This window comes from Ilumatobacter coccineus YM16-304 (assembly GCF_000348785.1).
GTDB classification, from domain to species: Bacteria; Actinomycetota; Acidimicrobiia; order Acidimicrobiales; family Ilumatobacteraceae; genus Ilumatobacter_A; species Ilumatobacter_A coccineus.
In genome coordinates this window covers 583,073-596,291 of the sequence record NC_020520.1, presented here as the reverse complement: position 1 = coordinate 596,291, position 13,219 = coordinate 583,073, and the positions used below count along the sequence as shown (strand labels likewise).

The window sequence follows — 13,219 nt, the reverse complement described above, 5'->3', positions numbered from 1 at the left end:
GGGGCTCACTCGACGTCGACGACGCTGATCATGCCTTTCAGGAAGTGGGGGATTCCGTCGTTGGGGTCGGGGATGTAGCACACGAAGACGTAGCTGCCGGATGCCACGTCGATCGGCAGGGTCTGGGACTCTCCGGGGCTGAGGAATCCGACACCGCTCAGGTCGTCGATCGGTGGCGGCGCGTCGGCCTCGGCCTGACCGGTGAGGAAGGCGACGACGTCGTCGCTGGTCGCTCCGTCGGCGAGTTCGGCCATGCCGATCTCATGAACCTGGGTTCCGGAGTTGACGACGGTGTAGACGCCGCCCGCTGCGAGCGTGTCGGGCAGGTCGAACGCCCAGTCGATCAACTCGATCCGCCCGTCGGATTTGACCAGGTCGACTCGGTTCGGGGCGTCGCTCGTGGTGCCTTCGACGGTGAACTCTTCCCACATGCCGTTACTGAGGTGGTTCTCGCCGGCTTCCGGCCCCGGCAACGAGCACAGCACGACGTAGTGGCCCGGCTCGAGGTCGACCGTCACGGTCTGCTCCTCCGCTGGCCGCACGAGTTGCACGCCGCCTCGGAGGTCGGACTCCTCCAGGGTTCCGGCCACATCGCCGAGGTACGCCTCGACGTACTCGGCAGCGGTCTGCCCCTCTGACAATCGAGCGAACACGGCTTGGTGCGTGAGCTCACCCTCGTTGAGGCCGCGCACTTCCACGAGCCCGGACGGCACCACGTCGGGCACGTCGATCGTGAAGTCTGCCATCGAGATGGTGACCGCCGCGACGGTCGGCTCCGGACCGTCGTCGCCACACGCTCCGAGCAGCAGCACGAGGAATGCTGCGCCCACCACCATGCGGAAGTCGCGGAGCAGCGGAACGACTCGACGGGCTGCTCGCCGCGCCAAAGTGCCGACGCCGTCGGCGGTTCGCGACGACCATATGGTGCGGGCCTCGGGACGAGGTGCCGAGTCGGCGGTGTGGGGTTGGGGACCCGTTGACGGGTCCGACGTGTCTACAACGGTGTTCGCCGACATGGTCGACTCCCTTCTCCGAAATCGGAACCGATTTCCGATTAGCTGATACGTCAACCATACCGAGAAGTGAGCGTATTTATTGACGATCGGCAAGTAATAGTCGGGGCGCGATGCGCTGCCGGCCCGGTCGGGGCGTTCGGCAGGTCAGAGGTTCCAGGCGAAGCCGGTCTCGCGCTCCGAGAGTTCCCAGAGCCGTTGGGTGGTCGCCTTGTCGTAGGCGAAGGGTTCGAGGGTGCCCTTGCCGACCGGGCCGACCCATTCGTTCCGGCCGGTCGGGCCGTAGAGGGCGCGCTGCTCGAGGCCGCCTTCGGTCGCGCACATCACCTCGGGGTAGGCGCCCTTCTCGGCGGATTGAACCATCGGCGACAGCGACATGAGCTTGAACATGACGCGGGTCATCAGGTTGCCGCTGGTGGTGATGAGCGAGGTGCGCGACGAGCCGGGGTGGCAGACGTAGACCTCGACGCCCGAGTTGGCTGCGGCGAGCCGGTCTTGCAGTTCGTAGGCGAACATCATCTGCGCGAGCTTGCTCTGCGAGTAGGTCTTGTTCTGGTGGTAGTTGGCGTCCCAGTTCATGTCGTCGAACTGGATCGTGCGGATCCCCATCTTGTAGCCGAGGCTGGCGACGACCACGATGCGGCCGACCGATTCCTCGATGCGCTGGAACAGCAGCCCGGCCAGGAGGAAGTGGCCGTAGTGGTTGGTGCCGAGCATGCTCTCGTGGCCGTCGACGGTGAGCTTCTGCTCGGGCACCTGCGCGATCGCGGCGTTGCAGATGAGGGCGTCGATGCGCGGGACGGTGTCGAGAATCTCGGCGGCGGCGGTGCGAACGCTGTCGAGCGAGGCGAGGTCCATCCGCACGAACGACACGTCGGCGTCGGCGCCGAACTCTTCGTGCAGCTTCGCGACAGCGGCTTCGGATCGTTCGGTGCTGCGGTTCAGCATGACGACCTTCGCGCCCTTGCCGAGGAGGATGCGGGTTGCTTCGAATCCGGCGCCGGCGTTGCCGCCGGTGATGAGGAACGTCTTGCCGTGCTGGGAGCCGAGGCGTTCGGGGGTCCAGCCTCGAGGTCCGAATGTGGTGTCTGCCATTGGTGTTGTCCTTCGTTGGTGCGGTGACGGCGATGGGCCGGCCGTGATGTCGTGATTCGACGATAACTCTCACCGATATGTCGTGCTAGACCGAATGGTCTTCAAAATATGCCTATTCGTATCGTCCTGCTTGCAGCACGGAGATCGGAGCGTTACCTTCGGTGGCGTGAGCAGGCAGGAGATCCAGCAGCTGATCGACGACCGTGTCACCGGCGACGGACTCGTCGACACCGGCGTGCCGGGCGTGCAGTTGTTCCGCGTGACCGAGGCCGTGCGCTGCACACCTGCGGTCTACGAGCCCACCCTCGTGGCGATCGTGAGCGGCAAGAAGGAAGCGATCATCGACGGGGAGTCGCACGTCTACGACAGCAGTCGCTACCTGTGCTGCGCCATCTCGCTCCCAGTGGAGGCAGGCACGCCGATGGCCTCGCCCGACGACCCGCTCCTCGGTGTGCAGATCACGCTCGACCCGAAGGTGATGACCGAGCTCGCGATCGAGATGGAGAACGCGGCCGGGGCCATCCGCGAACCGAGAGGCGGCCCGATTCCGCAGGGCTTCGCGCTCGCTCACTGGGACGACGCGTTCACCGACGCGCTGCTGCGGCTGATCCAGCTCGGCGACGACCCGACCGACACCGCGGTGCTCGGCGCCAGTCGGCTCCGCGAGGTGTACTACGCCGTCCTCAAGGGCGAGGCCGGTGCGACCGCTCGGCGTGCGTTCGGTGTGGGCAACGAGATCGCCCGGGTGATCGAGCACGTGTCAACGCACCTCGACGAATCGATCACCATCGACGACATGGCCGCGCACGTCGGCATGAGCCGCGCCGTGTTCCACCGCAAGTTCAAGCAAGCCACCACGATGTCGCCGATCCAGTTCGTGAAGGGCATCCGGCTCAACAACGCAGCCATGCGCATGGCAAGCGGCATGACCGTCAACGAAGCCGCCACCCACGTCGGCTACGCGAGTTCGTCGCAGTTCAGCCGAGAGTTCAAGCGCATGTACGGCCAGTCCCCCAAACAGTGGAGCCAGACCAAGCAACCACTCCCCGCCGGCCTGATCTGAGGCGCGGTCGGCGGTCGCCCGATCGGTCGTCCGGAGGGGTGAGACGGAGCGTCGCGACGTCGATGACGATCTGTTCGATCGCGGACGGCGAGCTGTTACCGATCTGTTAGCGAGCGGCTGGAGCCGGCGATCGTGGCGTCGTACATTTTCCCCGTGCGAACATCCCGCTTTGCCTCGATCATCACGACAGCTGCGAGTGCGCTGATCGTCCTCACCTCCGTCACGGCGACGCCCGTCGACGCACGCGTCGAGCCCGAACCACCGAAGGTGGTCGTGGCAGGCGACATCCAGAACCGGAACCACGAGATCGCCCACAACCCGGAGCGAAACGAGTACTTCGCCGTGTGGGAGGACTTCGGGACCGTGGCCGGCGAGATCTACGGACAGCGTCTCGCCGCCGACGGCTCGCCGCTCGACGCCCCGATCAAGATCGCTGCTCAGGGACACAACGACGACGGCAACCTGTTGCAGCAGTCGTTCATGCCTCCCAAGGTGGCCTACAACGCGGCCACGAACCAGTACCTCGTCGTGTTCGGGCGAGATGCGAGCGGCGCCGACGACATCGAGGATCGGCGTTTCGCGGTCGTGCTCGGACGGTTGGTGTCGGACATGGGGGCGCTCGTGGGCGGCGAGGTTCCGCTCAACCCGCCGCTCGGCACGGCGCAGACGGGGCTGGCCGGCGCGTGCTATCCGCGCTATCCCGACGTTGTCGCCGATCCGAACACCGGTGGGTACGTGCTCGCCTACACGAAGATCTTCTACGGCAACCCCGTGCGAGGTACGTGTGACGGGCTGGAGAACGAGGTGACCACCACGGTCCAGGCGCTGAGTGGGTCGCTGGGCCGCGGCACGCGTGTCGACGTGTTGACCAACTCCGAGGAGGGCACACCGATTCCGGCGCTCGGCCACAATCCCGTGACGAACCAGATCATGGTGACCCGGTCGTTCACCGAGTTGCGCGCAGGTGCCAACCGGGACGGCCGCCGATTCGAGGCCCAGATCCTCACGTCCGCGCTCACCCCGGTCGGGTCGATCCTGACCGTCGACGTCGATCCCGTCGACCCGATCTACTCGGGCCCCGTCATGCGAGCCATTCCGGTCGGCGATCCGGCGACGGGCAACTGGTTCGTCGCGTCGACCACGCGCTTCGCCGGCACGATCTGGACCAACCTGTTGGACCGCAACGGGGCCAGCCTCCGCACCGGCACGCGCAGCGACTCCGGCGTCATGCAGAGCGTCGACGCCGTCGGTGACGGCACGTTCGTGTTCTCGACCAACCGCGGTGACATCTTCCATGTCCGAGCGGATGGCTCCGAGATTCATCAGACGGCGCCGTTCTCCGGCCAGATCTACGAGACGCCGTCGGTCGCGATCGGCGCCGACGGCACCGGTGTCGCGGTCGGTGCGAAGGGAGCCGACACGGTCGCGGTCGGCTTCTCGGTGGTGGCGCCCGGCATCTTGACGTTGCCGCCGGCTCGCCTCCTCGAGACCCGATCCGGCAGTGGCGTGTCGACCGTCGACGGCGAGGCCCTCGGTGATGGTCCTGTCCCCGGCGGTCAGGTCAAGGTGCTCCAGGTCGCGGGACGCGGCGGGGTGCCCGCCGACGCCGAGGCCGTCAACCTCAACGTGTCCGCCGCACAGGCCAGCGGGGTCGGTTTCATCACCGTGTACCCGTGTGACGCCGATCAGCCGACGGCGTCCAATCTCAACTACACCTCCAGCGGGGCGGCGTCGGCTGCCGCGTTCGCCACGCTGAGCGCGGCGGGGACCGTGTGTCTGTACACATCGGCGTCGGCGCATCTGATCGTCGACGTCAACGGTTTCGTGCCCGACGGCGGCTCGGTGTCACCGTTGGTGCCGGCTCGTCTGCTCGACAGTCGACCGACGGGTGAAACGATCGACGGCGTGTCGCAACGGCTCGGACGCGTCGGGGCGAACTCGACGACGACGCTGAAGGTGACGGGTCGGGGCGGCGTGACATCCGACGCCGACGCGGTGGTCGTGAACGCCACGGCGATCAAGCCGTCGACCGGAGCGTTCTTGACCGTCTACCCGTGTGACCAGGATCAGCCCAGCGCATCGAGTCTGAATGCGGCGGCCGGTTCCATCGTGAACAACCTCGTCGTGGCGAAGGTCAGCGCGGCCGGGACGATCTGTGTGTTCTCGAGTGCGGCGACCGATCTGGTGGTCGATGTCGCTGCGTTCGTGCCGGCCGGCGGCGGCCTCTTGTCGATCGTTCCGGCTCGACTGTTGGAGACTCGGGCGGGTCTCGACACGGTGGACGGCCAGAGTGCGACGACGTCGCCGGTCGGGGCGATGTCACGCACGTCGCTGCGGGTGGCCGGTCGCGGTGGGGTGAGTGAAGATGCGACGGGTGCGGTGTTGAACGTGGCCGCGATCCGCCCCGACACGGGCGGTTTCATCACGGCCTACCCGTGCGACGAGGATCGTCCGGAGGCGTCGAACGTGAACTTCACTGCGGGCTCGATCGTGTCGAATGCGGTGGTCGTGAAGCTGAGCGCGTCGGGCGATGTGTGCCTGTACTCGACGTCGGGCACCGACCTCGCCGTCGACGTGGTCGGCTACACCGTCGACGCCTGAGGCCAGCTAGCGCATCGCGAAGTCGTGGATGAGCTGCGCGAGCTCGGCCACCATGCCGGCCTGGGCCTTGGGGTCCATGTAGTGCGTGGCGTCGAACTCGTGGTGCCCGGTGAAGCGCTCCCCCATCGCTTCCTCCCACTGCCGGAGGTAGTCGGGGTGGGCTCGGTGGTCGCCTGTCTGGACGATGCTGAGCACCGGGATCGTCGTGCGTGCCAGATCGCTCGGGCCATCGGCGTTGCTGACGCCCGTCGCCCACTGACTCAACCACGATCGCAGGCTGGTGAACCGCCCGAGGCCGTTGGCGGCGAGGTTCATCGCCTTGATGGCTTCCCGGTCGCCTTTGAAGTCGGACGTGTCGGCGAACATGAACGGGTCGGCGTTGGTGCGGTGCACGACGAAGGCCTCGTCCGCGCCGGGACCGTACACAGCTTCGAGTTCGGCGAGCCGTTGGCGCACCCACTCGGTGATTCGTTGCATTCGGGCTGCTTGGCCCTCACGGATCCGAGCGAGGAACTCGTCGGAGAACGGCGGTCCGTGTGCTGGGTCGAACACGTCGAGGGACAGGTCGACCTTGTCGAGGTCGTGTTCGTCGAGCACCGACGCGTCGAGGACGTTCTGCAGCGTCTGTGATCGTCCGAGGTGTTGTCCGAAGAGAACGATCTTGTCGGCGGGCGGTAGGTGCTCGGGGAGCAGACCGCTCGGACGACCGTCAGGCATGTGAGTGGCCGTCAGGTTCTCGGCTTGTGCTTGGTAGAAGGTCGCCAGCGAGCCACCGCCAGAAAAACCCAGCAGCACGATGTGCTCGTAGCCGCGCTCCGTCAGGAATCGAATCGCGGTTCCGAGGTCTTGTGCGCAGCGCTCCATGTTGAGCGTGGAGTCGTTGCCGAGAAAGCGAGTGGCCACCGCAAGGCACGGCAATCCCAGAGCTTTCAACGGTTCGAACATGTAGAACCCGGCGACGGGCACGGTCGGGTGGGCCATGACCGCAGCCGTCTTGTGCCCTGGGATTCCGTCGTCGGGCTCGTACAGATCGACGCGCACGGTCGGGTTGTTGTTGACCGCCGGCGGATAGACCTCCCAGGGCAGGCCCGTCTCCGCCCGCAGGAGGAACGACCGCATCTCGATGGCTCGCACCGGCCGCGTCATTCGCTCCGCTCCGTCGGGTCGAGGAACGCATCGGTCGGGCGGAGTCGTTGATAGGTGTCGATGCTGAGGCCGTTGGTCAGCCGCTGCATTCCGGCTTCTCGGATCGCGTCGTACGCGGCTCGTTCGGTGGGACCATGGGTGACCGCTTGCGGGAAGTGCCCGAGCAGGTTGACCGGCTTGCCACCCAACCGCTGGATCAAGACGAGCTCGTCGGTGTCGAGGTTGCGATGCCGCGACGGCAACTCTTCGGCTGCGGGGTCGTCGACGACCTTCATCGGCAGGAAGGGAATGATCATCGCGCCCGCAGACTCGAACAATGCCCACGACGACGGCGCGAGGTGCAGCCGTTCGCTGGTGATCGGGCGGACGTCGCGAGCGTTGATCTTGAGCGGGAAGTAGTCGCCCTTCCATCCGATGACGTCGAATGGCAGCTCGGCGTAGAAGGCCGACGTGACGTCGGTTCCGCTCTTGAGACGCACCTCCCATTCGTCCTGATCGGGCCAGTCGTATTCTTCGACCTCTGGGATACCGATGACGCCGAAGTCGATGGGTGAGTGGCGCCCGACCTGCTGGTGCTCCGTGAACGAGATCGGGTTGGTCGATTCGACGACGAGCATCGTCGTTTCGGTGTCGGGCATCAGCCGATGAGTCGTGCCCTTCGGCAGGAGGATGAAGTCGTCGGGCTCGTAGGCGAGCGGCCCGAATTCAGTGGCGATGACACCCTCGCCTTCATGGACGAACAGCAGCGTGTCGGCGTCGACGTTGCGCAGCAAGAACGGCCACGGCGTCGAGCGAACGCTGAGCGAGACCGAGATCGTGTCGTTGGTGAACAGCGGGGAAGGAAGACCGCCGGTGGTGTCTTCGTCGGGTCGAGTGAGGTCGGCGACCGCCGACATGCGAACTGCGAGTGGCCCCTCGACACGAACCGGGTCAGCCGGCCGCTGCCGGTGGTAGAGCATCGCGACCGGCCCGAAGAAGCCCTGCCGACTGACGTGTTCTTCGTTGAGGTCTTGCACGTCGACGCGGGCTTGGCGAGCGACCGTGCCGCGATGCATGTGGATCCAGGAGTTCTTCATGTTTCTCCGTGTGGGTGGGCGTTCATGTGAAGCGAACCGGTGAGCTGCAGCGTTGGATTGATGTGGGCGACCTTCACTCGGCCGATGGCGAGGCAGCGATGGACGCCAGGATGTCTGCCAGACCTGCGGGGTCAGAGTAGAACGGCGAATGGCTGGTGTTCATCTCATGAACGGTCGTTGTCGAACCGAGGGACTCGTCCACCATCTGAACCACCAGATCCTGACATGCCGGAGTCATGACGTTGTCCTGCGCGCAACGAATGTAATGCCGGTCGACCTGGCCGAAGTTCTCCGCAGTGATGTTGGAGGGCTCGGCGCCAACCTGTGCTGGTTCGTCGGAGTGCAACTTGCCCATCGCTGCCTCGAACTGGCTGTCGGTGAGATCGGCGTAGAACGCAGCCTTCACCTTGGCGAGGTACTCAGGGTCGGTCGAGCGAGTGTCGATACGTATGGCGCCAACCACTCCTGGGTCTGCCATCAAGAGACCCAGCATGTGAGAGTCGGCCATGCTTTCGTGGCCGAGCAACGCGCCGGCAATCATTCCGTTGGGCGCGAGGAACGATGCCAGGAAGACGGTGGCTTTCAGCTTTTCCGGGATGGCTTCGGTGACGACAGAGGTGGTGAGCCCACCCAACGAGTGTCCGACGAGCACGACGTCACCGTTGCCCATCGCTGCTGCAGCCTGAACGGCCTCGATGACAGCAGCAGTTCGTTCGTCCTGAGTCACGCCGGCGTTCGGCGATGGTTCCGTGCCGAAAGCGACCGGGTCGAGTGGCCGTACGTGGAGTGACTCCGGTTCCGCCGCGTTCACGCCGGCGCCGGGCAGGTCGAGCGTGACCGAGCCATGTCCGCGGGCTTCCAACTCCGGGACGAGGTCGTCCCAGGTGCCGCCGTCGTGATGGGCGCCGTGAACGAACACGAACGTTGCGTTTTCTGATGTTGAACTCATCTTGCCTTTACTTGCCTTTCTCGAGCTGGAGCCGCACGCGTGGTATCGAACGCTGGCGGCTCGCAGCGTGGTCAGTCGTCCAGCATCGTCCGCTTGAAGGTGCCCCATTGGTTGGCATCGAACCGGTGGAGACCGGCCATCCCCGCGCTGGTGAGGCCACCGTCGACGAAGAACGTCGTGCCCGTGACCCACGCGGAATCGTCCGACGCGAAGAACTCGACCGCCGGGGCGATGTCGTCGGGGGTTCCCATCCGACCCAGCGGGAAGATGAAGTCACGAGTCACTTTCGTGAGGTCGACGACGCGCTCCGCTTCCTCGAAGGAGATGCCTGCTCGCATGGCGTTCGACGCGACGATGTGGCGCCCTTCGGTCGACCCGATCGCCAGGCTGTTGAAGCGAATGTTGTCGTCGCCGAACTCGACCATCAGTGTCTTCATGAGCGACTGGAGACCGCCCTTCGCCGCGCTGTACGCCGCGATGTGCCGGTAGGCCGTGTTCGCCGTCATCGACGAGCTCACCAACACGGACCCGGATTGCTGCTCGACCATGGTCGGGAGCGCAGCCCGAATCGGCAACCACTGACCGATGAGCTCGAGTTCCAGGCACCTCGTCCAGAAATCCTTGTCTTGTTCCAATGATTCCGAGACCCATGCCTCGCCGGCGTTCGCCCAGACCATGTCGATTCTGCCGAATTTCTCGACAGCCTGTGCGACCGCGTCGTCGCAAGCTTCCTCGGAACGCGTGTCGGAGATGAGGGACAGGACCTCAGCTCCGGCCGCCCTCGCGTCGTGCGCTGACTGCTCGAGCGCGTCTTCTCGAATGTCGGTGAGGACGAGGTTTGCGCCCTGTTCCGCGCAGCGCCGGGCTGCGGCACTTCCGATCGATCCACCAGCTCCTGTCATCAGGAGGACCTTGCCGTCGAGTCGTCTCATGTGTTTGCTCCTTTGCCCGGACGAGCCGGGCGATGCTTACGTTGGATGAGCCTTGGACGAATGTGGAGACATCGCCCGCGTGTTCGGCGTCGAACGTGGTGAGACAACCGACGGTCGGGATGTCAGGGGGTCACCAGGATCTTGCAGTGGTTGTCGGGGTCGCCGAGCGCTTCGAAGGCACCAGCAACGCCGGCGAGGTCCACTTCCCCGGTGATGAGCGGGGCCACGTCGAGCTCGCCCTCGGCGATGCAGCGCAGCGTCTCGTTGAACTCCATCGGGTCGTAGGCGAAGCAGAACTGGATGTTCATCTCCTTGTTGAGCGCGAAGAACGGGTTGATGCGGTCGTGCTCCATGCACACGCCGACGACCGCGAGCCGGGTGCCGTGAGGTGCGTCGCGGAGGACGCCGTCGATGATCCCGGGCACACCGATGGCTTCGAACACGACGAGCGGGCGGCCGCCGCCGGCGCGTTGCCAGGCGTCGAAGGCGGGCTCGGTGGCCGGGTCGACGACCTCGCTGGCGCCCATCGTGGCGGCCAGTGCCCGACGGGCCGGGGAGAAGTCGGTGGCCACGATCGTCTCGACGCCCTTCAGCTTCAGTGCGCCGATCACGGCCAGACCGACGGGTCCGCAGCCGAGCACCAGCGCGCCGTCGTTCGGGGTGATTCCCGATCTGTTGACGGCGTGCATGCCGACAGCCATCGGCTCGGTGAGTGCGGCGTGGCGGAAGTCGAGCCCGTTGGGTACTTCGGTCAGTACGTCGGCCGAGAGGAGCATGCGCTCGCCGTAGCCGGCGGGCACGTCGTTGTTGTAGGTGATCGATCGTATGCCGCCGGCCGTGAGCAGAACCGGGATCGACGTGACGAGCGTTCCCGGCTTCGGGCCCACCGTGTCGGGGCCGACTTCGAGCACCTCTGCGCAGAACTCGTGACCCAGGAAGACGTCTTGGCCGAGGTCGACGTCCGGGCCGTCCAGGGTGAGCGGGGGCGCGCCCTGCATCTCCTTGGAGAGTGCGAGCCAGTCGGCGCCGTGCTCGGCGAAGTGCAGGTCGGATCCGCAGATGCCGCATGCCTTCACCTGCACGAGGATCTGTCCGGCTTCGGGCTGCGGCTCGGGGACGTCGTCGCGGACGTGGATCTGGCCGGAGTTCAACGCTGCTGCTCGCATCAGATATGCGTCCTTTCGACGGAGTTGCCGCTGTCGGTCATCGGCTGCTCGCTGGTGGATGAGTGATGGGTGGGTGGCCGAGGGATGCGGTCGTTCGGCGCCCTCGGTAGCGGTGTGTTCTCGGAGTGTCAGACATCGAGTTCGCCGAGGCTCCGGCGGAGCAACTTGCCGGTCGACGTCGTGGGAAGGTTCTCGACGAAGGCCACCTTGGCGGGGATCTTGTACGAGGCGAGGTGGGCGCGGCAGTGGCTGATGATCGTCGCCTCGTCGACGTCTGCACCTGGTCGTGGCACCACGTACGCCTTGGGAACCTCACCGAGGTCCGAGTGGGACGCGCTCCCGACAGCGACGAGTTCGACGCCTGGGCATGCGGCCACGACCCGCTCGAGTTCGGCTGGGTAGACGTTGTAGCCACCGGAGAGGATCACGTCCTTGCGCCGGTCGACCACGCGCGCGTAGCGGTGTCGATCGAGTGTGGCGACGTCGCCGGTTTTGAGCCATCCGTCAGCGGTGAACGCCTCGGCGGTTGCCGTCGGGTTGCCGTGGTAGCTGTGCATCACGATGGGGCCTGATACCTGGAGTTCGCCGGGTTCGTCCGGTGCGGCCTCGATGGCGTCATCGTCGAAGGTCGCGACGCGAATGGAGATGCCGGGCAGGGCAACGCCGATGGAGCCGTGGACGTTCGGGGCGTACAGCGGATGCGTCGTGCCGAGCCCGCAGACCTCGGTCATGCCCCACAGTTCGAGCAGGGGGGCGCCGGTCCTCGCCTCCCACTCTTCGACCACCGACGTGGCGATCGTCTGCCCGCCCACCGTGCACGCGCGGAGGGTCGAGAGGTCCGCCGCGGCGAGGTTCTCGTCTGCCGCGAGCCTGGAGTACATCGCGGGGACGCCCTCGAACAGCGTTGCGCGGTGACGGGAGATCGATTCGAGCGCTGCTGCGGGTTCGAACCGTTCGAGCAGGGCCACGGTGCCGCCGGCCATCAGCGTGCTGTTGATGGCGACGTTGCCGTAGACGTGGGCTGCTGGGAGCGCGGTGACGAGCACGTCGCGGTCGGTGCGCCCGTGCATCGTCGCTGTCAGCGCCATGTTGAGGTAGACGGACCGGTGCGTCTGGACCGCACCCTTGGGATGTCCTGTGGTTCCCGAGGTGTACGCGATGCTCGCAACTGCGTCCGGCTCGAGGCTCGGCTGGAGGGGAGCTGCAGGTTTCAGGTCGGCGAACGCGGAGAACGACAGGCTCGTGATCTCCGTCGTGGCGTCGGCGACGCGAGCCAGGCTGTCGTCCGAGCCGATCAGTGCGACGGCGTTGCAGTCCCGGAGGATGAAGTCGACCTCGTCGGCGGTGAGCAGAGCGTTGATGGGAACGACGGTCGCGCCGGCGCGGAGGATGCCGTGATAGGCGGCGACCCACTCCCAGCTGTTGAACGCGTGGAGGCCGACCCGGTCGCCCGGAGCGACACCGAGATCGAGCAGCGCCTGCCCCACAGCGGCGGAGACGGCCTCGAGTTCGGCGTAGGTGCGGGTGCCGGCGCCGTCGATGAGCGCCGGTCGATCGCCGTGGCGGCGGGCCGCTTCGTAGAGGATTCGATCAAGCATGGGATGTCTCCGACTCGGGCTCGCTGCTGGATGAGTGGTTGCAGGCGTTCAGTTGAGGAACCGCACGGGCTCGTCGCCGTCCCACGCAAGGTGGGTTTGACGTACGAGCTCGAAGCCGGCGGCGAACTCGTTGTCGTGTCCGAGATCCGCGACCTCGAGGGCGGACCCGTCGACGGAGGTGGAGCCGTAGTACATGAAGCGCATGCCGTCGCTGAGCTGTCCTTCGCAGTCCGGCTCGGCGCCGAGTTCTCGTTGTCGGGCCTGCTCGGCGTCGTAGTCGTTCACCCACGCCGAGGTGTGGTGCAGCCCCGACTGCTTTGCCGTGGCGAAGTCCCGGTACGGCGATGGGGCGTCGTTGTGTTGCTGGATCAGTTCGATCTGCAGCTCGCCGAGGTTGCCCAGGGCGATGCTCAGGTCGGGTTCGCTCTCGACGCCCTGGTAGCGGAACGAGGCCAACGGCGCGTGCCGAACGACGAAGAACGGACCAGCGCCGAAGCGTTTGGCCCAATGCAGGCAGGCCGCCTCGATGTCCTCGACGATGAAGCCGTTCTGGCGGGCGGTCCCGGTGAGCACGACGACG

11 protein-coding genes are annotated in these 13,219 nt (G+C 66.1%); 2 read left to right on the top strand and 9 right to left on the bottom strand.

Going from position 1 to position 13,219, the window contains the following annotated elements; translation table 11 throughout:
• Positions 1-5 precede the first annotated feature (5 nt).
• Positions 6-887 carry a hypothetical protein gene (locus YM304_RS02705; RefSeq protein ID WP_015440093.1) on the bottom strand — a complete coding sequence of 294 codons (882 nt, stop codon included), beginning with the start codon at positions 885-887 and terminating at the stop codon, positions 6-8.
• A 273-nt stretch (positions 888-1,160) separates the two neighbouring features.
• On the bottom strand, positions 1,161-2,108 hold the full coding sequence (locus YM304_RS02700; RefSeq protein WP_015440092.1) for an SDR family oxidoreductase: 948 nt from the start codon (positions 2,106-2,108) through the stop codon (positions 1,161-1,163).
• Between the two features lie 166 nt (positions 2,109-2,274).
• On the opposite strand from YM304_RS02700, the gene YM304_RS02695 reads away from it, so the two are divergent.
• Together YM304_RS02695 and YM304_RS02690 are read left to right on the top strand one after the other, a co-directional pair.
• The gene (locus YM304_RS02695; protein ID WP_015440091.1) at positions 2,275-3,171 is read left to right on the top strand and encodes an AraC family transcriptional regulator; all 897 of its coding nucleotides are present in this window, start codon (positions 2,275-2,277) and stop codon (positions 3,169-3,171) included.
• Between the two features lie 153 nt (positions 3,172-3,324).
• Positions 3,325-5,772: a hypothetical protein gene (locus YM304_RS02690; protein ID WP_154723280.1), complete on the top strand. Its 2,448-nt coding sequence runs from the start codon at positions 3,325-3,327 to the stop codon at positions 5,770-5,772.
• Between the two features lie 6 nt (positions 5,773-5,778).
• On the opposite strand, the gene YM304_RS02685 is transcribed toward YM304_RS02690, so the two are convergent.
• The 7 genes from YM304_RS02685 to YM304_RS02655 form a co-directional block, all read right to left on the bottom strand.
• Positions 5,779-6,918, bottom strand: a complete 1,140-nt coding sequence (locus YM304_RS02685; protein ID WP_015440089.1) for an alpha/beta hydrolase — start codon at positions 6,916-6,918, stop codon at positions 5,779-5,781.
• On the bottom strand, positions 6,915-7,994 hold the full coding sequence (locus tag YM304_RS02680; RefSeq protein WP_015440088.1) for a homogentisate 1,2-dioxygenase: 1,080 nt from the start codon (positions 7,992-7,994) through the stop codon (positions 6,915-6,917). Before YM304_RS02680 ends, YM304_RS02685 begins: the two co-directional genes overlap by 4 nt.
• 73 nt (positions 7,995-8,067) lie before the next feature.
• Positions 8,068-8,943 (bottom strand): alpha/beta fold hydrolase, encoded by an 876-nt coding sequence (locus YM304_RS02675; RefSeq protein ID WP_015440087.1) that lies wholly within the window; start codon positions 8,941-8,943, stop codon positions 8,068-8,070.
• Between the two features lie 71 nt (positions 8,944-9,014).
• Positions 9,015-9,845, bottom strand: coding sequence for an SDR family NAD(P)-dependent oxidoreductase (locus tag YM304_RS02670; RefSeq protein ID WP_083908553.1), 831 nt, complete (start codon positions 9,843-9,845; stop codon positions 9,015-9,017).
• A gap of 152 nt (positions 9,846-9,997) precedes the next feature.
• Positions 9,998-11,041: a zinc-binding dehydrogenase gene (locus tag YM304_RS02665; protein WP_015440085.1), complete on the bottom strand. Its 1,044-nt coding sequence runs from the start codon at positions 11,039-11,041 to the stop codon at positions 9,998-10,000.
• A gap of 128 nt (positions 11,042-11,169) precedes the next feature.
• Positions 11,170-12,639, bottom strand: coding sequence for a class I adenylate-forming enzyme family protein (locus tag YM304_RS02660; RefSeq protein WP_015440084.1), 1,470 nt, complete (start codon positions 12,637-12,639; stop codon positions 11,170-11,172).
• 48 nt (positions 12,640-12,687) lie between these two features.
• Entirely contained in the window at positions 12,688-13,212 is a 525-nt protein-coding gene (locus tag YM304_RS02655) for a VOC family protein (RefSeq protein ID WP_015440083.1), read from the bottom strand.
• Between the last annotated feature and the right edge of the window lie 7 nt (positions 13,213-13,219).